The sequence below is a fragment of the Neptunicella plasticusilytica genome (assembly GCF_047922965.1).
GTDB lineage: Bacteria > Pseudomonadota > Gammaproteobacteria > Enterobacterales > Alteromonadaceae > Neptunicella > Neptunicella plasticusilytica.
Window position 1 is genome coordinate 3,035,955 of the sequence record NZ_CP150481.1, and the last position, 18,820, is coordinate 3,054,774.

Annotated in this window: 17 protein-coding genes; 7 read left to right on the top strand and 10 right to left on the bottom strand. The window is 46.3% G+C overall.

The features are described 5' to 3' along the window. Positions 1-22 precede the first annotated feature (22 nt). The 5 genes from V1467_RS13640 (at position 23) to V1467_RS13660 (ending at position 5,264) form a co-directional block, all read left to right on the top strand. Complete coding sequence (locus tag V1467_RS13640; protein ID WP_416305527.1) at positions 23-754, top strand: hypothetical protein; 732 nt, start codon at positions 23-25, stop codon at positions 752-754. A gap of 269 nt (positions 755-1,023) precedes the next feature. Next, positions 1,024-1,482, top strand: coding sequence for a (2Fe-2S)-binding protein (locus V1467_RS13645; protein ID WP_416305528.1), 459 nt, complete (start codon positions 1,024-1,026; stop codon positions 1,480-1,482). Positions 1,483-1,485: 3 nt separating this feature from the next. Next, a complete protein-coding gene (locus V1467_RS13650) occupies positions 1,486-3,639 on the top strand; it encodes a molybdopterin cofactor-binding domain-containing protein (RefSeq protein ID WP_416305529.1) in 2,154 nt (717 codons plus the stop codon). Between the two features lie 11 nt (positions 3,640-3,650). After that, on the top strand, positions 3,651-4,298 hold the full coding sequence (locus V1467_RS13655) for a hypothetical protein (RefSeq protein WP_416305530.1): 648 nt from the start codon (positions 3,651-3,653) through the stop codon (positions 4,296-4,298). Between the two features lie 150 nt (positions 4,299-4,448). Beyond that, complete coding sequence (locus V1467_RS13660; protein WP_416305531.1) at positions 4,449-5,264, top strand: substrate-binding periplasmic protein; 816 nt, start codon at positions 4,449-4,451, stop codon at positions 5,262-5,264. Positions 5,265-5,300: 36 nt separating this feature from the next. On the opposite strand, the gene V1467_RS13665 is transcribed toward V1467_RS13660, so the two are convergent. From V1467_RS13665 to V1467_RS13675, 3 genes are all read right to left on the bottom strand, one after another. Continuing rightward, on the bottom strand, positions 5,301-5,762 hold the full coding sequence (locus V1467_RS13665) for a hypothetical protein (protein WP_416305532.1): 462 nt from the start codon (positions 5,760-5,762) through the stop codon (positions 5,301-5,303). 70 nt (positions 5,763-5,832) lie between these two features. After that, positions 5,833-7,722 carry a DNA topoisomerase IV subunit B gene (gene parE / locus V1467_RS13670; protein WP_416305533.1) on the bottom strand — a complete coding sequence of 630 codons (1,890 nt, stop codon included), beginning with the start codon at positions 7,720-7,722 and terminating at the stop codon, positions 5,833-5,835. Between the two features lie 224 nt (positions 7,723-7,946). Next, positions 7,947-8,531, bottom strand: a complete 585-nt coding sequence (locus tag V1467_RS13675) for a YqiA/YcfP family alpha/beta fold hydrolase (protein ID WP_416305534.1) — start codon at positions 8,529-8,531, stop codon at positions 7,947-7,949. A 56-nt stretch (positions 8,532-8,587) separates the two neighbouring features. Between V1467_RS13675 and V1467_RS13680 the strand changes: the two genes are divergently transcribed. Beyond that, entirely contained in the window at positions 8,588-9,496 is a 909-nt protein-coding gene (locus tag V1467_RS13680; RefSeq protein ID WP_416305535.1) for a PhzF family phenazine biosynthesis protein, read from the top strand. Between the two features lie 3 nt (positions 9,497-9,499). On the opposite strand, the gene V1467_RS13685 is transcribed toward V1467_RS13680, so the two are convergent. Genes V1467_RS13685 through nudF form a run of 3 tightly spaced genes read right to left on the bottom strand, consistent with a single transcriptional unit; the run spans position 9,500 to position 11,321 of the window. Further along, positions 9,500-10,252 (bottom strand): metallophosphoesterase family protein, encoded by a 753-nt coding sequence (locus V1467_RS13685; RefSeq protein ID WP_416305536.1) that lies wholly within the window; start codon positions 10,250-10,252, stop codon positions 9,500-9,502. Beyond that, complete coding sequence (locus V1467_RS13690) at positions 10,253-10,729, bottom strand: DUF1249 domain-containing protein (RefSeq protein ID WP_416305537.1); 477 nt, start codon at positions 10,727-10,729, stop codon at positions 10,253-10,255. It abuts the gene before it with no gap. Beyond that, complete coding sequence (nudF, locus tag V1467_RS13695; protein WP_416308706.1) at positions 10,713-11,321, bottom strand: ADP-ribose diphosphatase; 609 nt, start codon at positions 11,319-11,321, stop codon at positions 10,713-10,715. Before nudF ends, V1467_RS13690 begins: the two co-directional genes overlap by 17 nt. Before the next feature lie 354 nt (positions 11,322-11,675). On the opposite strand from nudF, the gene tolC reads away from it, so the two are divergent. Continuing rightward, positions 11,676-12,986 carry an outer membrane channel protein TolC gene (gene tolC, locus V1467_RS13700; protein ID WP_416305538.1) on the top strand — a complete coding sequence of 437 codons (1,311 nt, stop codon included), beginning with the start codon at positions 11,676-11,678 and terminating at the stop codon, positions 12,984-12,986. Between the two features lie 84 nt (positions 12,987-13,070). Here the strand turns inward: tolC and V1467_RS13705 are convergent, their stop codons facing one another. From V1467_RS13705 to V1467_RS13720, 4 genes are all read right to left on the bottom strand, one after another. Further along, the gene (locus V1467_RS13705; RefSeq protein WP_416305539.1) at positions 13,071-13,460 is read right to left on the bottom strand and encodes a DUF3718 domain-containing protein; all 390 of its coding nucleotides are present in this window, start codon (positions 13,458-13,460) and stop codon (positions 13,071-13,073) included. 148 nt (positions 13,461-13,608) lie between these two features. Then, positions 13,609-15,303, bottom strand: coding sequence for an alpha-amylase family glycosyl hydrolase (locus tag V1467_RS13710; RefSeq protein WP_416305540.1), 1,695 nt, complete (start codon positions 15,301-15,303; stop codon positions 13,609-13,611). After that, positions 15,296-16,798, bottom strand: a complete 1,503-nt coding sequence (locus tag V1467_RS13715) for an MFS transporter (RefSeq protein ID WP_416305541.1) — start codon at positions 16,796-16,798, stop codon at positions 15,296-15,298. Before V1467_RS13715 ends, V1467_RS13710 begins: the two co-directional genes overlap by 8 nt. 777 nt (positions 16,799-17,575) lie before the next feature. After that, complete coding sequence (locus V1467_RS13720) at positions 17,576-18,820, bottom strand: ABC transporter permease (protein ID WP_416305542.1); 1,245 nt, start codon at positions 18,818-18,820, stop codon at positions 17,576-17,578.

Here is an 18,820-nt window from a genome sequence, read left to right on the forward strand (position 1 = left end):
CTTTATTTAGGAGAGCTTAATCATGTTAAAAAGAATGTGCCTGGCATTTGCCTTTATTCTGTCCATCAACCAAGTCCAAGCTGTTATTATAAGCGGTGCAGTAACCGATATTAGTAACAGAACAGTAAATGATGCATTTGATCAAGGTGGCATCTTCGAATTGCTCGACATCCCTTTCCTACCTCCTTCAGGAGCACCAAATACTGTCGGAGATAACACCTTCCAAACACCTAATCTGTACGGATTTAATGAAGGACAAAATATTGAACTTACCAATATACTCAATGTTGATATAGGAAGCGATATCGGTATAGGCACGATCATCGCGAGTCACTATGTATTTTTTGACCCCAATAATACCACTTACCAACAAGGCTATGTCGATTTTGATTCTAACATTATTGGAGTAATCACAAGTCAGACATTATTAAATAACAGCGATTCATTGCTCAACAATAACGTTCACTATCTTAGTCCTACATTACGAGGCCTGGAATCCGGAGACTCAGTTTCAATAGGAACCGGCACCGAAAGCAATCGTCTTTATGTTGATTGGTCCGCAAGTTCCCCGGGGGATTATGTTCGTGTAATTACGCAGTTCTCTGTAGGAGGACAAGATCCATGTGCAACCAATCCGCCTGGAGTGGGAGGTTGTCCTGCGGTAGATGTACCTGAGCCGGCAACATCTTCTTTAATTCTTGTGCCGATCGTTGCCTTAACACTTTATCGTAAACGCAAAACATCGGTCATTTGAAATAACCTAATTAGTCATGACAAAAATAGAGGCCACCCCATGTTGGCCTCTATTTTTATCAGTCAAGCCTCCCTAGTTTGCTAACCTGGCTTTTTGTATTAGCTACCTCAGCCTGTTCAGCCAATTTATTTTTTTGGTAAATAATTAATCAAAAGATCCATCCTTTCCTATAATAGGCATAAGCAAAATCACGTAAAAACAATCTATTCATAGCCACGTTGTCCCCCGGTTATGTCACCATTAATCATTCAGAAAAGGAGCTACCTGCTGTGATCACTTTCAAATTAAACGGAAAATCAACTGAATTCGACGGCGATCCTGATACCCCGCTGCTTTGGGTTTTAAGAGACGATAAAAAACTCACCGGCACCAAATATGGCTGTGGTATAGCGCAGTGCGGTGCTTGCACTGTGCATGTTAATGGTATGAGTCGACGTTCTTGTGTTACGCCGGTTTCAGCGATCGATGGAAATGACGTGGTCACTATAGAGGGGCTTGAGGGTAAAGAAGCTAAGGCCATCCAGTCTGCCTGGATGGATATCGATGTTCCGCAGTGCGGATATTGTCAATCGGGTCAGGTTATGTCTGCGGTGGCACTACTTAAACAAAAACAACAACCCACAGATGATGATATTGATGGTGCGATGGTGGGCAATATTTGTCGGTGTGCCACTTATCAAAGAATACGTAAAGCAATTCACCAGGCCGCAAAAGACATGGAGGCATAAACCATGACCAATAACCCTGATAATATCAGTCGCCGACATTTCATTGCCGGAGCAGGACTGGTGATTGGCTTAACCATTGTACCAAAAGCCATGTCAGTAACGATGCTTAACAACAAGCAAAGCCACGCCCCGGACGCACCATTACTTAATGCTTTTGTCAGAATAGCGCCAGATGGTCTGGTCACCGTGATGTCTAAGCACCTGGAAATGGGACAGGGCCCGTACACGGGCTTAAGCCAGTTAGTCGCTGAAGAACTCGATGCCGACTGGAGCCAGATGCGTGTTGAGTCATCTCCCGCGGATGATAAAACCTATGCAAATATGGCGTTTGGCATGCAAGGCACTGGTGGTTCAACCTCTATCGCTAATTCTTATGAACAGTTTCGCAAGGCAGGAGCAACCGCTAAAGCGATGTTAGTGGCGGCGGCGGCCGCAAAATGGCAAGTTCCAGCCAACGAAATTACGGTAAATAAAGGCAAGATCCTGCACAAAAAATCCGGGCAGGAATCTGGCTTTGGCCCATTGGCGGAAAGTGCAGCAATGATGTCCCCTCCGGATAACGTCACGCTTAAGCAGCCTGATGCATTTAGCATTATCGGAACGGATAAACAACGTTTAGATACGCCAGCTAAAACCACCGGTAAGACCACCTTCACCCTGGATATTGATGCCGATGATATGCTTATCGTGGTGGTGAAACATGCGCCTTATTTTGGCGCAAAAGTCGCCATTTTCGATGGCAAGAAAGCCTTGAAGGTGCCGGACGTTGTCGATGTTAAAGCGATACCGCAAGGCATCGCCGTTTATGCCAACAATACCTATGCGGCCTTGAAAGGCCGTGATGCAGTTACGGTTGAATGGGATCTTAGCGCAGCAGAAACCCGTTCCTCGGATAAGATTATCGACGATTATCGCCAGCAGATGAAAACCACAGGTTTAAAAGCAACGGATAATGGCGATGTTAAACAGGCGCTGGTCGAAGATGGCGTAACCACGATTGATGCTGAATTTGTTTTTCCTTATCTGGCACATGCGCCAATGGAACCTCTGGATGCTGTATTGATGAAAAATGAGCAAGGTGGCATTGATTGTTACAACGGCGCGCAATTTCCGGGTATGGATAAAAAAGCGATTGCCGATGTATGTGGCGTGCCCCAGGATAAAGTGATCATTCATATTCAGTATGCAGGCGGTAGTTTTGGGCGGCGAGCACAGTTTGGTTCGCCTTATATGCACGAAGCCGCAGAAGCGTTTAAAGCTTCGGGTATGTCCAGACCGGTTAAACATATATGGACCCGCGAAGATGATATCCGTGGTGGCTTTTATCGGCCTTTATTTATTCATCAATTGCGCGGCGGGATCAACAAAAAAGGTGAAATCGTGGCCTGGGATCAGGTGATCGCCGGTCAGTCGATCATGCACAAAGATGAGCTGGATGAAACCAGCGTAGAAGGCGCATCGGACCTTCCTTATTCCATCCCTAATCTGCGCGTGTATTCCCACAATACCAAAACAGGTGTACCGGTTTTGTGGTGGCGGTCGGTCGGGCACACCCATACAGGCTTTGCGGTGGAAGTTTTTCTTGATGAACTGCTGGAAAAAGCCAACATTGATCCGGTTAAAGGACGTCTGGCCTTATTAAAACCGGAATCGCGCCAGGCGGGAGTGCTTAAAAAAGTCGCCGAACTTGCTGATAGCGCGGGGCCTGTCCCGGACAACCGCATGCGCGGCGTCGCTGTACATAAAAGCTTTAACACCTATGTGGCGGAAATAGCCGAAGTTTCACAAGATACGGAAGGATATCCCGTTGTACATAACGTTTGGGTGGCGGTGGATTGTGGAGTCGCAGTGAATCCTGGGCATATCCGGGCGCAGATGGAAGGTGGTGTCGGGTTTGGGCTGGGAGCCATCTTGTATGATGAAATTGAGCTAACCGAAGGCGGCAAAGTTAAACAGTCTAATTTTCATGATTATCGTTCGTTGCGAATTAATGAAATGCCTAACGTTGAAGTGGCTGTAATTGAATCAACCGAAGCGCCAACCGGCGTTGGGGAACCGGGTGTTCCACCTATCGGTCCTGCGGTGGCAAATGCGTGGCGAAGACTCACGGGTAAGCCGGTTCGTCGCTTGCCAATCCAGCCAAACCATTCAGCCTGAGGAACAAGAACATGAAATTAAATCTGTTATCAGCCAGCATACTAATAAGTGCGGTGACCGCAGCGACCACTTTGCCGTTAGATTCTCACGCTGCAGAAGATGAAAACAATAACTCAGTGTTGCAACCAGTCAGTGCTTTTGCGGATATTGAGGATCAGGAAGCGCGCTCCACGGCGATGTTTAAAGAAATGGGTAAAGTTATCCAGCATCCAAGATGTATGAACTGCCATCCAGTCGATAATCATCCACGACAAGGAATGGAGATGAAACTGCACCAGCCTCCGGTTTCAAGAGGGCCAGCCAACTTGGGTATGGCTGGCATGGAATGCAACACCTGCCACAGCAACGAAAATATCGAAGTAGTTGGCCAAACTGAAGATATTAAAAGCATCCCCGGCAATCCTGTCTGGCATTTGGCGCCTGTCGAAATGGCCTGGGTCGGCAAATCTCTAGGCGAAATTTGTAAGCAGATAAAGGATAAAAAACGTAACGGAGGAAAAACCATGGACGAACTTATCCATCATATGGCAGAAGACGAGTTGGTCGGTTGGGGATGGAACCCGGGTAAAGGTCGCGAACCTGTGCCAGGAACGCAGAAAGCCTTTGGCCAGTTATTTAAGGCTTGGGTAGATAACGGTGCTCATTGCCCTGCCTCATAATCGATTGAATGTTAAGCACAAGGAGTGTTCTGCTTTTTTCTGCGGACTTGCAGTAGTCTAGGCCAATTGAGAAAATTACGACTACGGTATTTATCAGCAAAAATCTATGTTATTAAGTATCAGAAATGTGGATTTTTAGCGAAGGCTTGCATGAAGAAACCGTTTAAAACGTTATGCCTATTGAGTATTCTGTGTATTTTGTCATCGAGTAACGTTTCAGCGAAAGACTATTACCCGCTTAGATTATTAACTGAACATAGCCCACCCAGTGCCTTTTTAGATAAAAATGGAGAGCCTGCGGGAGTGACTGTAGAACTTATCCATATCTTACAACAGCGCCTTGATGAACCTGGCAAAATAAAAGTATTACCTTGGGCCAGGGCGATGAAGATTGCGCGAACTGAGTCCGGGATTGCCTTGTTTGAAACGGTACGAACAGAAGAGCGTGAAAACTGGTTTAAATGGGTTGGTCCACTGCAAAGCTATCATGTGTCACTTTACGGACTAAAACAACAAGTGGCTGATAAGCCAGATATTAATACGTCACCAGATGATTATATCGCCTGTAGCTATCGCAATTCCGCTATTGTCAACGAGGTAAAGAAATTTGGATTCAAAGTGGGTCACAATCTCATTCTCACCAGTAAAATGGGTGACTGCCAACAAATGGTGCTACTGGGACGCGCCGACGTCACGCCGGTAAGTGAGTTGATGTTAACAGAATTTATTGCTGCGGCTGAACAAGCTGGCGATCAGTTAATTCCAGTGGCATTTTTAACCGAAAGGCAACGCTATCTGGCTTTTTCAAAAGATGTAGACGACAAGCGCGTTACCCGCTGGCAGAGCGCACTGGAACAAAGTTACCTTGATGGTACCATGCGTAAACTTTACCAGACCGCTTACCCTGAACTAATTATCCGGCGACTCGAAAGATTTGCAAAAGACAGCCATAACAAGTTTGACTAGCCAGTGATCATTCCGATTTAAAATACAGCGGCTTTCTCAGTTTGACTGACCTCTAGCAAATAACGCAATCGGCACACCAACTAACAACATATGTACCAACACTGTCAAAGTGATCCAGATTGTATCTGGCGTACTTGGTCCGGCAGCAGATAATGGCAACACAATAAAATGCATAATACTGTACAAAGCTGCACCATACAGACTGCCATATAAATAGGGAGAGGTATTAAGCCAGGCTAAACGCAATGTGGCGACAATGTAGGTCGCTGCCATCAATATGGCGATCAGAAAATGCAAACCCAGTCCTAACGCGGCAGTAGCATATCCGCCTTGAAAACTTTGCTGGCCTAATAAACCCGCTGCCACCGACTGAAATATCCGCAGTGGTGACACATCAGCCTTAATATCCCAGAATAAGCAGGCGTAAAACATATCCAGTGTGCCAACAGTAAAGCCAGCGATAAAGATAAGAACCAATGTGCTTTTATTGTGCCACATAATTTGTGCTCAATTGGGTGTCAAGCTAGACAACGTCCACCCGCGGTTTTAGTGAATCAGCAATCCACCGTTACACCAACTCCACCATATTACCTTTGTTTTCCAGCCATTCTTTGCGATCCGGTGAGCGTTTTTTGGATAGCAACATATCCATCAGTTCCATCATATGCACATTATCATCTACAGTGAGTTGCACCAAACGACGAGTATTAGGATCCATGGTAGTTTCGCGTAGTTGCAACGGATTCATCTCACCCAGACCTTTAAAGCGTTGCACGTTGACTTTACCGCGTTTGTTTTCGGCCTGGATACGGTCCAGAATACCCTGCTTCTCACCTTCATCCAGCGCGTAATACACTTCTTTACCCACATCGATACGAAACAGCGGCGGCATGGCGACAAATACGTGGCCCTGATCGACCAAAGTACGGAAATGGCGTACAAATAAGGCACATAATAAGGTGGCAATATGTAATCCATCCGAATCTGCATCAGCCAGAATACAGATTTTGCCATAACGTAAATCGGTTAAATCAGTAGAATCAGGATCGATACCCAGTGCAACCGAAATATCGTGAATTTCCTGTGATGCCAATACCTGTGACGAGTCCACTTCCCAGCTATTCAGAATTTTACCGCGCAGCGGCATAATCGCCTGAAACTCGCGATCGCGCGCCTGTTTTGCCGAACCACCGGCCGAATCCCCTTCGACTAAAAACAGTTCGGAACGGCTGGTATCCTGAGTAGAACAATCGGTGAGTTTTCCGGGTAAAGCGGGGCCTTGAGTGACCTTTTTACGTGCCACTTTTTTACTCTGACGCAAGCGTTTTTGCGCATTGGCAATACACATCTCGGCCAGTTGTTCTGCCACTTCGGTATGTTCATTCAACCACAGACTAAAGGCATCCTTGACCACGCCTGACACAAAAGCCGCTGCCTGCCGGGAGGACAACCGCTCTTTGGTCTGACCGGCAAACTGCGGATCCTGCATTTTGGTCGAGAGGATATAACAGCAGCGATCCCAGATATCTTCCGGCGACAATTTAATTCCACGCGGCACTAAATTACGGAATTCACAAAATTCACGCATCGACTCCAGTAACCCCTGGCGCAAGCCGTTAACATGGGTTCCGCCCTGCACCGTCGGGATCAGGTTAACGTAACTTTCCGTCACCATGTCGCCACCTTCGGGTAGCCACATTACCGCCCAATCAGCCGCTTCGTTATTAGCATTAAAAGACCCGACAAAAGGTTCTTTTTCCGGAATACAGACAAACTCCTGCACCGACTGATACAGATAATCTTTTAAGCCGTCTTCAAAATACCATTCCTGAGTACCACCATTGACTTTATCGTCAAAGCGAATACGCAATCCGGGGCATAACACCGCTTTGGCACGCAACACGTGCAGCAATTTGGACACCGAAAACTTGGCAGAATCGAAGTATTTGGGATCCGGCCAAAAATGTACCCGGGTACCGGTATTGCGTTTGCCGCAAGTGTCAATAATCGCCAACTCTTCAACTTTATCGCCATTTTCAAAGGCAATCTGGTAAACATTACCATCGCGACGAATGGTGACTTCCACCCGGGTTGACAAGGCATTCACCACTGAAATACCCACGCCGTGCAAACCACCGGAAAACTGGTAGTTTTTATTCGAGAATTTACCACCGGCATGTAATTTACACAAAATCAGCTCAACACCGGACACCCCTTCTTCGGCGTGAATATCCACCGGCATACCTCGGCCGTCATCAATGACTTCAATCGACTGATCAGCATGTAAAATCACTTTAATACTGCTGGCATAACCGGCCAACGCCTCATCCACACTGTTGTCGATGACTTCCTGGCTTAAATGGTTAGGGCGAGTGGTATCGGTGTACATCCCGGGACGGCGTTTAACCGGCTCAAGACCGTTAAGAACTTCAATCGCGTCAGCGTTATATTGAGACATAGGTGCGCACTTATCTTGTTAATCGTTAGTGGTAAATAACTGTCTGCAACCAGGCTTAATTACCTTTATACATAACAACGTTTTTACGCCAAATCAGCATAGGAAACAACCGACGAATTATAAAAAGCCGGTTGTTTGCCGAACTATCCAGCAAAAATCCTTATTCTTACGCCGGGAAGCAAAGTAGGCCTAAATTTGCCCGTGTGTGAAAACAGCTTTTATTGCTAGTCCTGTGGATTAATCAGGAAGTTAGCGATTTCGGGTAAATGATTATCATAACCGACAAAACTGTGATCGCCCCCCTGCTCAATAGTGAGTTTGCTGCGCTGATACTTGTCTGCCGCCTGACGATAATCCAGCGTTTCGTCACCGGTTTGCAGTAATGCCCAATAGTTTTCAGGCTGTGACAGCACCTCACTGTCAGCCGCTTTCAGATCTTGCATATGCTGGGAGTCCAAGCGAAATACTTCGCCGGTATAGGGTTGGACCAGTTCTTGATCCATGTCTTGCAAGAGTTCATAGGGGCGCACAGCCGGATTCACCACCACTGCCCTGCCGCCAAATTTCTCAGCCAGATAAGTGACCAGATAACCTCCCAATGAACTGCCAATAAAGCCTAATTGCCAGCTTTTGTAGGGCTGTAACAAATTTTCCAGCAGTTCGATGGCCGGTTTGGGATAACAGGGCAATTGCGGTGTGGAAAATCTTATATCGGGAAAAGTGTTATTAAAATAATGTCTGGTGGCAAGGGCTTTAGCTGATTGGGGCGAACTCTGAAATCCGTGACAGTACAAAATAAAATGTGGCATATTAGAGGCATCTTCCTTAATACAACAAAGCGCACGGCATAACCGCAGGAACAATAATGGATTACAAATTTTATACCACTGATGTCTTCACCAACAAACCTTTTAATGGCGCACGTATTCCGGTTTTTCCCGAAGCTGACGGTATAAATGACAACACAATGCAACTTATTGCCAACGAGAATAATGCCTCCGATACCGTCTTTGTGCTCAATGATGAACAACCCAATACCAAGCGATTGCGCATATTCAATGCCAGCAAAAAAGAGGTCAAGCCTGCAACCCATACGTTAATCGCCGCCTCCAAAGTGCTAACGTCATTAAAAATGCTGCCGCTGGATTCGCAAACTCCCCTGTATTTTAAAAATAACCAGCAGGTTTGTCAGGTTTATGTGACTAATGACGGTGGCGAGCCGGGATTAATTATCCAGTCGCAACAGACCCGGGCGTTAATCGACCATTTTGTTCCCACCCGTGAAGAACTGGCCAGCATGTTATCGCTTATCCCGGCAGATATCGGTTTTGACCAGCATCAATCGTTAATCGTATCCTGCGATGTGCCCTATTTGATCGTGCCCATTAAATCTTACAACGCAGTCCGCGCCGCCCGATTTGACATGAACGCCTGGAGTCACTCATCGGCACCGGCATCCATCGCCCACGGTATATTGCTGTTCTCAAACAATACTGATAATAACGAGGCCGACTTTCATGCTCGTCTGGTTGGCCCTGATATTGCCACTCATGAAGATCCGCCTGTGGCGCCTGTCATGGGACATTTTGCCAATTACCTTTGCCAGAATCCCAATACCAAACCGGGCACGCATATTTTCTCGGTACAACGTGGGGCTAATGACCAGCGCCAGAGCATGTTATCGATTGAAATGGATAACAAGGAAGACAGCCAGTTAACCGTGCGTATTGGCGGTTCGGCAGTGATTACCAGCGTATCGACATTATTGGTTTAGTAGTTAATCTGCTAACCGATACACTTGGCTGGCAATTTCACCATTATCAAAGCAACGCAATAATCGAAAACCCGGTTGCTGGGTACTTAAACCAAACTCGGCCCCGTCTCCCCATTGCCAGCAAGTCGAAGGACAGGCCCAGTATTGGCATTCCTGACGCCGATGGTGGACGTCACGATGGATATGACCATACAGTACCGCTTTAACCTCGGGTAGGGTATCAATATGCTTCAGGAATATCTGCCGGTTTGTCCATTGGTGCTTATCCATCCACCCGTCAACGGCAATAGGATGATGATGTACTGCAACAATATGATGTAAATCGGCGTGCCGGTTTACCCGATCTGTTAGCTGTTCGAGTTGCTGTTGTGAAACATAGCCCAAAGTTCCTTTGGCTTGACTATTTAGGCCGTGCAATTGCCAGCCCCCATATGTAGCCGGGGCTAAATCCAGTAGCTGTTGTTCCTCAAAAGTTGCTTGCATTAACGCTCTGTCATCGTGATTCCCCGCTATCATATGGACAGGTAAAGAATTTATTTCCGTTTGCAATAAATGGCGTAAATGCAGATAACTTTGGCGGGAATGATCGCCGCTCAGATCACCGCTGATTAGCAGCGCGTCGGGTCTGTGCTCCGCCAGCAGGCGCAACACCTGTTGCAAAGTATCGTAGGGCACAATATCGGCATAGCCGGCTTTGTCTTTGTCGGCGTATAAATGGCAATCGGAAATCTGCGCTAACAGTAACGGGCTGGACATCTAATTACGGTTTTGGATCGATGTCCGGCTATCAATATATTGCTGACAAAAGGCCAACCACTCGGTTAGAAACAGGTTAACCATTTCTTTTTCATTGCGTTGGTGCATTTTGGGATTAGGGTAAACATAACTGCCTTTTATGGCGCTCACATGCTGACTTTTCATTACCTCAGCCATTCTCACATCATGATACAACCTGACCTGCATACGCGGCTGAATATATTCCGGTAAACCGACATTGCGCTGCTTAACTTCAATTGTGGTGGTATAGGGACAACATTCCATAATTCGCACATCGTAAAAAACATCTTTACCGTTATCGAAACGGTAATTGAGCGAATCATCATCACATTCAGGAATGAGTTTGATCAGTTTTGCATAGTTAACATCACAAGTGGCCTGCAACCGCGACAAATTGGGCACGTATTTGCCTTTTTGGCGTAGTTCGGAAAACTTGCTGTTAAGACCATTGTTCAATGAGTTTACCTTTATTCAGTGCCAGCCACTGTAATGCTATCACCGTGGAGGCGTTATCAATTTTGCCTTGTTCGAGCAAGCCATAAGCCTGCTCAACTGATACTCGATGTACCAGTATATCTTCATTTTCGTCATCCAGCCCGTGGATCCCGCCGGCATTTTGCGCATCCACTTCGGCAATGTAAATATGTAATCGTTCCGTGGTGCCGCCCGGACTGGATAAATAACTTAACGCCTTATGTATTCTGCCCAGTTCAAGGCCAGCTTCTTCCTGCGCTTCACGTCGACACACATCCAACGCTTCCTCGCCCGGCTCGATCATACCGGCAATGCATTCCAGCAGCCAGGGGCTATTGTGCCCCTGAATGGCACCAATGCGTAATTGTTCAATCAACACCAGCTCATTTCTTTTTACATCAAAGGGCAAAACAGCGACAGCGTCACTGCGCTGATAAATTTCTCTGGCAACTTCATTACTCCAGCCTCCGGCAAATAGCCGGTGCTTGAAACGATATTCGTCCAGTTTGAAAAAGCCCTGATAAACCGGTCGTTTGCTCACGACCTCAATATCCTGATGATTAAAACTGAACATGGCAGGTTTGCTATCTGACAAATTAACTCCGATGTAATTTTATAAACTAGCTAATGACAACAAACTGATAGCTTACATTGTTTTGTTTCAGATAGTATTATCAACAAGCTGTTTATCTTTCATTTATCAACAGGGGTGATAGGAAAGATAGGCAACTTCAAGAGGCTGTTTATTTAGGTGTCCATTTTGAAATATCAAGTCGGCATAGTTGACAACATATCCTGTTACACTTGGATACGCTGTGTTACGACAAACTACTTACACTTAGCAGTTGATTTTCATAGACTTTAACCGCATATAAAACCAGACTCTAAAATTGCACTAGCCGCAAAAATGAAAAACAAAGGAATACACATGAAAAAAACGATCCTGTCAGTGCTTGTTGGCTTTAGCGTGGCCTCACAAGCTTTTGCAGATGATCTGTATCAGGTTTATCAGCAAGCATTACAAAACGATCCGGCAACCTTGAAGGCGCAAGCCAGTAGAGATGCCGCTTTTGCCTCAATCGGGGTGAGTCGCTCCAGTTTGTTGCCGCAGATTTCGTTGGGGTTATCTGCCAGCCGCACCGGTGGTGACGCCGATAGTAAATCAAATGGCGCGACCTTGAATCTGAGCCAGTCTCTATATAGTGCCGCTAATTATTCGCGTCTGGATAGAGCCGAACTGGTTGCCAGTCAAGCTGATGCGTATCTTGCTGTCGCCCAGCAAGATCTCATTGTCAGAACAGTGAGCAACTATTTCAGCGTATTGCAGGCGCAAGACGATCTGGAATTTGCCCAGGCCGAAAAGCGCGCAATTGAACGTCAGTTGGAACAAACCTCTCAGCGTTTTGCCGTAGGTTTAACCGCCAAAACAGACGTACACGAAGCCCAGGCATTGTTTGATAATGCTGTTGCGTCGGAAATCAGCGCGCGTAATGCGGTTGAAATTCAGCTTGAAGGGTTACGTGAGATTACCGGAGGATACCATCAGGATCTGCTGGTATTGGACAAGCAGCGATTCAGCGCGGGTGACCCTTCCCCCACAGCGGTGCAGGACTGGTTAAGTATTGCTAATGACAAAAATACCCAGTTAATGGCAGCCAATATTTCGGTTGATATTGCTAAAGAAGATATCGATCTGGCACAAACAGGTCATTATCCGGAATTAAGTTTAACCGGCCGTTTAAGTTCTACCGATACCGAAACCAACGGCGTTAATGATAGTGGTCGTAACAATACCAATTATATCGGTATAAATCTGGACGTCCCTATTTATGCCGGGGGTGGAACCGAAGCTGCTGTTGACGTGGCACGTGAAAACTTTATCGTCGACAGTCAGGAACGTGAACGCATTCACCGTTCGGTAGTGCGCGATGTGCGCTCCAACTTCTATGATGTGACAGCCTCGATTTCACGAATCAAGGCCTTGCAACAGGCGGTTATTTCAGCCGAAAGTGCATTAAGTGCCACTGAAGCAGGTTTTGATGTGGGTACCCGTACTATTGTTGATGTATTGAATAGTACTCGTAACCTGTACGATGCCAAACGTAATCTGGCTAGCGCCCGTTACGGTTATATTATCAGCACCCTAAGTCTGAAACTGGCTGCCGGTACATTGACCGAACAGGATGTGATTGATATCAACCGTGGTTTAACCGAAGCACAGGCAGTAACCAACAGCTAGTCATCAGATAACAGATAGCCATAAAAAACCCCACAAACGTGGGGTTTTGTTTTTCTGGCTATGCAGATATTCAATTTGAATGATTTAGTTTAGTCTGGCAACAAGTTCCTGACCTATTTCAGAGTCAATAAAACCGTTTGATTCTGCCCATTGTTTAATTGCCATGCCATCTGACTCGGCCGCTGATAAATCTTTCTTGGACATTTTTTTGATCATATAAGTACCCACTTCTGCCGAATTATTCTGCATGGAATAACGGATAAGGCTGTTACCACCACATGAAATTCCGGTGTAATAGTCGCCCAAACGCAGGTTGTAATCATTCTGCACCGTTCGCATCTTCTTGCGTAACTCGCCTTTGTCATCATTTTTGACAATAGTACAAATATTCTGCAAATCTTCATTAATGTCGGCAAAGCAGAAAGGGCTAACCAATGCTGTTGCCAATGTCGCAATTATCAGTGACTTTTTCATATTAACCGCCTCTTGTCGTTTTAATTAGATAGTTAAACTTGTCTTGACGGTTAAAATTTAAACAACTTCTTTTACATGGTTACAGACCCGAAAACGACACGTATGTATAAGATTACATACCTTAAATAAGCGGCGGTTTACATCCTTATTATTGTTGCATTAATTTGGCAAGGCGCGCGGCTAATGGCTGCCCGGTGACTTCTGCGTTATGTACCCAAACCTGTACCCCGTGAGCAGCGACTGTCACAGATAATGAATCCGATATTTGCCGGGTCTGTCCACTCAAGGCCTCTTGCCACTGACCGGCTTGCATATAATCTGCGACCTTAAAATCCGCTGGCTGATCAGATTTATTCAACAACACCAAGGCAGTCTGGGCAATATCAGCCGTTTGCAGTACCCGATAAAATATGGCTTGTTGGCCTGCCAGTCTCACATTCAACTGTAAACCTCGTTGCAACGCAGGGGTTGTTTTCCGCACATTGGCAATTGCAGCCAAATGCTGGCGGATAGGATGTTGTCTGGCCATCTGCACACCACTTTGGCCAAAATAATTACGATTGCCCTGATGCTCACTGGTCCCGCGCATAAAGCCCATCTCGGACCCCTGATACACAACAGGGATGCCGCGTGACGTAAACAACCAGTTATGCGCATCAATAAAGCCGTTATCACTGGCATTCATCCTCGGCATATCGTGATTATCGTAAAAAGTCGCCAATTCATAAGGATTGGCATAGGGACCACCGGTTAAGTGCAGATAATCCTGCAGTTCGGCAAAGTCACTGTCAGGTTCCGAAAAAACCTTCACCATGGCCTGTTGACCGGGAAAATCCAGCACGCTGACGGCACCATTTTGTGCCAACGTATGTTCGGCAATAAAATCCGCATCGTAGTTGTAACTCTCGCCAAACATAAAAAAACCGGGATGTTTGGCCCGGATCCTGTCAGTAAACTCTTTCCAGAAATCATGGGGAACATGCTTGATGGTATCAATACGGAATGCATCAGCCCCTTGTTCTATCCAGTATAAATAAGCATTGATCAGATAATCCCTGACCAGCGGATTGCGATCATCCAGATTAGATAATTGCAAAATATCCGGTTCATGGCGGAAAAACGCGTGCAACGGATTATTGCTATCAAGCTGTTCAGGGGGCAGATTCTGGTGATCAGCAACCAATTGCCCCTGCTGATCATAAATTTCGCCAAATTTAGGTTGATCTTCAGGCATAGCAAAGGATGGCGTACCATGATTGGCGACAATATCCAGTACCGTTTTTAACCCGAACTGCTGACGCAATGTTTGGGTCATTTGTTTAAAACTTAAGTTATCTGAAGGCCAGTGTTCATCAACCTGCCAAAAATTGTCTGCCCAATAACCGTGATAGCCGGTTTTACCACCATCTTTAAACGCACCGCCAAAGGTTATCGCCTCACCACCGGCAAACGCCTGATCGGGGTTATCCACAATCGGCGATAACCACACCGCGGTAAAACCCATTTCGCTAATATAACCGGCGTTATCCACTATCCCTTTAAAATCACCGCCCATGTAGCCAACATTGGCAGTACGCCCATCCGGCCCCTGTAATTCAAGATTAAAGGTGGGATAGTCTCCCCCCTGATCTTGCTGGTTATTGGTCGGATCGCCATCAACAAAGCGATCGGTCATCACAAAATAGATCGCTTCACTAGCAAAAGGCTCACGAGTACCAATATATTCCTGTTTGCCAGCAATATGTTTGCTCACTTGAGCGTTCTGGCAAGCACTTAAAATACTGACAACGGCGAACGCCAACAGAGCGGTTTTAACTGGATTAGAACGCTGCAAATTAATCATTTTCTGTTACCCGCCAAACCAGCACAGCGGCAATAAAAAAGCTGATCCCGCCTAACAGCAACGCGTAAATCGGATCGTTATCGAATAGTGACTTAACCAGAAAACCCAAGACACTGGCGGCCAGTATCTGCGGGATCACAATAAAGAAGTTGAAAATGCCCATAAACACCCCCATTTTTTTTACCGGCAGGGCGTTAGACAGCAGCGCATAAGGCAAGGATAAAATTGATGCCCAGACAAAACCAATGCCCACCATCGGCACCATTAGCCACACAGGATCCTGAATAAACAGGAATGCAATGAGCGATAGCCCGCCTGCTACCAGATTAATCTGATGTGTCACTTTCAAATTGGTCATACGGATCATAAAGGGGATCACTATCGCGGCAATGGCAGCAAAGCCGTTATAGGCCGCAAACATTAAACCAACCCAGTTAGCGCCTTCGTTATACAATTCAGTGGCGGTATCTGTGGTGCCATAGTGATGGGATGTCACCGCTGCGGTGGTATAGATCCACATGGCAAATAGCGCAAACCAGGAAAAAAACTGGACCCAGGCCAATTGCTTCATGGTATCCGGCATAACAAACAGATCATTCATCACCTGGGCAAAACCGTTGCTTGTATGATTGGTTTGTGCCATCCGTCCGGCAACAAACTGGCAAACACCAAACAACGCCAGTCCGGCAGCTAAAATAAACAACTGCTTATCCAGTTGATTAACGGCAACCACTATGGCAATCACACTGCCGGCAAACAGCCATAATAGTCCCTGCTTAAAATAGGTCGCCGCCGGACGCGATAAAACCAGATTAGCATCCAGCTTTTCACGTACCAGTTCGGCATCTTCAAATGCCTGCAATTGCTGGGGGGAATATTCTTTGGTGGAATAAACTGTCCAGCCTACCGCCAATATAAATACCGCGGCACCAGCATAAAAGGCAAACTTGACGGTATCGGGGATCATGCCCGCTTCGGCAACATTGCTAACCCCAAACCAGTTTGACATCATCCAGGGCAACGCCGAGGCTACAACGGCTCCCACGCCGATAAAAAAGCTTTGCATTGCGTAACCGGATGGTCGTTGTTGTCTGGGAAGCATATCTCCGACAAATGCCCGGAAGGGTTCCATCGACACATTGATCGATGCATCCATCACCCATAACATGCCGGCCGCTATCCATAAACTGGGTGAATTGGGCATCACAAACAACGCCAGGCTGGCAACAATAGCGCCATACAAAAAATAGGGGCGCCGCCGCCCCAGACGATTCCAGGTATTGTCACTCATATAACCAATAATAGGTTGCACAATCAAACCGGTGACAGGCGCGGCAATCCACAGAATCGGGATATTGTCCATATCCGCGCCCAATGTCTGGAATATTCGACTGACATTGGCATTTTGCAAGGCAAAACCAAACTGGATCCCCAAAAAGCCAAAACACATATTCCAGATTTGCCAGAAACTCAGTTCCGGTTTGATTTTTTGCATAGTGCGATTCTCTTGCAATCATCGACATGTTTTTCATCGACGATATTGTTATAGGTTTGTTAATCGACAGATACTACCGAATGACCGCATCGCTCACGAGTAAAATTGAAAAATTACATACGTATTCAGTCAGTTGCTGCTTAAGAGGTGATAAATGCACTGCTGTTACATCGTCGCTAAAACGAGTTAAACGTTTGATTTACTTCTAGGATTTTAACTTCGATAAATTACTCAATGGAGCCAGCAGGATGATCCGGAGACTATAACCAGACCGGATTTACCGGAACAAAAAATCTGGCCGTTCTTCTGGCACAAACCGAGTATGTTATTGGGGGTAGCGGCCACCAACTATATGTTCCTGGCCATGGTCACCGAACAGCGATTTAAAACCAAATAACGTTAAATCACAGGGCTGAACAATCAGCTCTGTGATCTTTTTACTTATCTAAAATCGATTCACCTAAAGCGCAACGAACAAGCAATCAACGAGCGTAATATTCCAAAGCTAGAGGGCAGTTCGCCTTGAGCACAAAGAATGCGCGAATACCAGTGAGCACTTTAGCACCATCCCATGCGTTTACCCTAAGCGACAAGAATGAGCGCAGAGGTTTGTATACAAAAATGATAAGTCCCGTTCGCCTGAGCGCGAAGAATGAGCGTTTGCCGTTTTTTTTCAACCGTCCAGTTATCCACCCGTTCGCCCTGAGCGCGAAGAATGAGCAGTCGAAGGGTGAACCTAAAAAAGGATGGCTATCTACAATCCCATTCAAATTGTCATTACTCATAATGCAAGGCTTCTATCGGGTTCAGTTTGGAGGCTTTAATCGCCGGTAACATACCGAAGACAATACCGATAAAGCTGCAGAATCCCATGCCCAATAACGCCCATTCGTATGGAATATTGGCATCGAAATTGGTCATCGCCGACATCAGGTTACCCAGACTAAAACCGAGAAAAATCCCGATAATCCCGCCAACATTACATAGCACCACGGCTTCAAATAAAAATTGCACCAGAATATTGCGCCGTTTAGCCCCCAGCGATTTGCGAATACCAATCTCTTTGGTGCGCTCGGTGACCGATACCAGCATGATATTCATAATGCCAATCCCGGCCACAATTAGTGCCACCGCCCCCATTACAAAGGCGCCAATTTTGACCGGCTTGGTGGATTCATTGAACTGATCGATCTGGCTCAAACTGGTGAAATAATAGAAATTGTCCGGTTCAGTATGCTTCACATTGCGAATACGGCGAATAAGTGCCCGCACCTCTTCGATCGCGTCGGGTAACAGCTCCGGTGTTTTGGCATGAATGGTCACATTAGCCGAACGGGGAAAGCCGTTATCGAAAAACATGCCGTAAATATTGGTGTAGGTATCGCTTGGCATCAGCGCCAATGTTTCATAGGGTCCGCCAAAAGCAGATTCTTTTTTCTCGAACACACCGATAACTTCAAATTTGCGACCATCCACCCGGATGGTTTTGCCTATGGGATCGGTAAAAGGAAACAACTCTTCGGCTAACGTATTACCTATCACCACGACTTTGGCGGCGGTGAGCATATCCATTCGTGAAATATTGCGGCCATTGGCGATAAAGTGGGTATTGTTCTCGGCATATTCCGGCGAACCACCACATAGCGACACTATGGGTTCGGTAGTATAGCCCTGATAACTGGCCGTTTTACCGCCATCCCAGAATTCGGTACCAACCAAATCTACCGACTGCACGTTGTCGCGAATGGCCTGTGCTTCTTCCAGCGTCACCGGTGGCCACTTCATCGCTTCACGGCGTTGCTCGTCACTGCTAAAACCGTTTGGCCATTTCTGGATCTGGAAGGTTTGAGTGCCCAATACCGTCATTTCCCGCTCCATGGTACCCTGGATGACCGAAATCGCCGTCATCACGCCGATAATCGATGCGACCCCCAAAATAATCCCGAACAAGGTTAAACCGGAACGCAATTTATTACTGCGTATCGCGCCCAGTGACATAACAAAGGTATCTAGTAATCTCAT

Coding starts and splice junctions, on each gene's coding strand:
- V1467_RS13640 (WP_416305527.1), top strand. CDS start 23: ATGTTAAAAAGAATGTGCCTGGCATTTGCCTTTATTCTGTCCATCAAC.
- V1467_RS13650 (WP_416305529.1), top strand. CDS start 1,486: ATGACCAATAACCCTGATAATATCAGTCGCCGACATTTCATTGCCGGA.
- V1467_RS13655 (WP_416305530.1), top strand. CDS start 3,651: ATGAAATTAAATCTGTTATCAGCCAGCATACTAATAAGTGCGGTGACC.
- V1467_RS13660 (WP_416305531.1), top strand. CDS start 4,449: ATGAAGAAACCGTTTAAAACGTTATGCCTATTGAGTATTCTGTGTATT.
- V1467_RS13665 (WP_416305532.1), bottom strand. CDS start 5,762: ATGTGGCACAATAAAAGCACATTGGTTCTTATCTTTATCGCTGGCTTT.
- parE (WP_416305533.1), bottom strand. CDS start 7,722: ATGTCTCAATATAACGCTGACGCGATTGAAGTTCTTAACGGTCTTGAG.
- V1467_RS13675 (WP_416305534.1), bottom strand. CDS start 8,531: ATGCCACATTTTATTTTGTACTGTCACGGATTTCAGAGTTCGCCCCAA.
- V1467_RS13680 (WP_416305535.1), top strand. CDS start 8,588: ATGGATTACAAATTTTATACCACTGATGTCTTCACCAACAAACCTTTT.
- V1467_RS13685 (WP_416305536.1), bottom strand. CDS start 10,252: ATGTCCAGCCCGTTACTGTTAGCGCAGATTTCCGATTGCCATTTATAC.
- nudF (WP_416308706.1), bottom strand. CDS start 11,321: ATGTTCAGTTTTAATCATCAGGATATTGAGGTCGTGAGCAAACGACCG.
- tolC (WP_416305538.1), top strand. CDS start 11,676: ATGAAAAAAACGATCCTGTCAGTGCTTGTTGGCTTTAGCGTGGCCTCA.
- V1467_RS13705 (WP_416305539.1), bottom strand. CDS start 13,460: ATGAAAAAGTCACTGATAATTGCGACATTGGCAACAGCATTGGTTAGC.
- V1467_RS13710 (WP_416305540.1), bottom strand. CDS start 15,303: ATGATTAATTTGCAGCGTTCTAATCCAGTTAAAACCGCTCTGTTGGCG.
- V1467_RS13715 (WP_416305541.1), bottom strand. CDS start 16,798: ATGCAAAAAATCAAACCGGAACTGAGTTTCTGGCAAATCTGGAATATG.
- V1467_RS13720 (WP_416305542.1), bottom strand. CDS start 18,820: ATGAGATTACTAGATACCTTTGTTATGTCACTGGGCGCGATACGCAGT.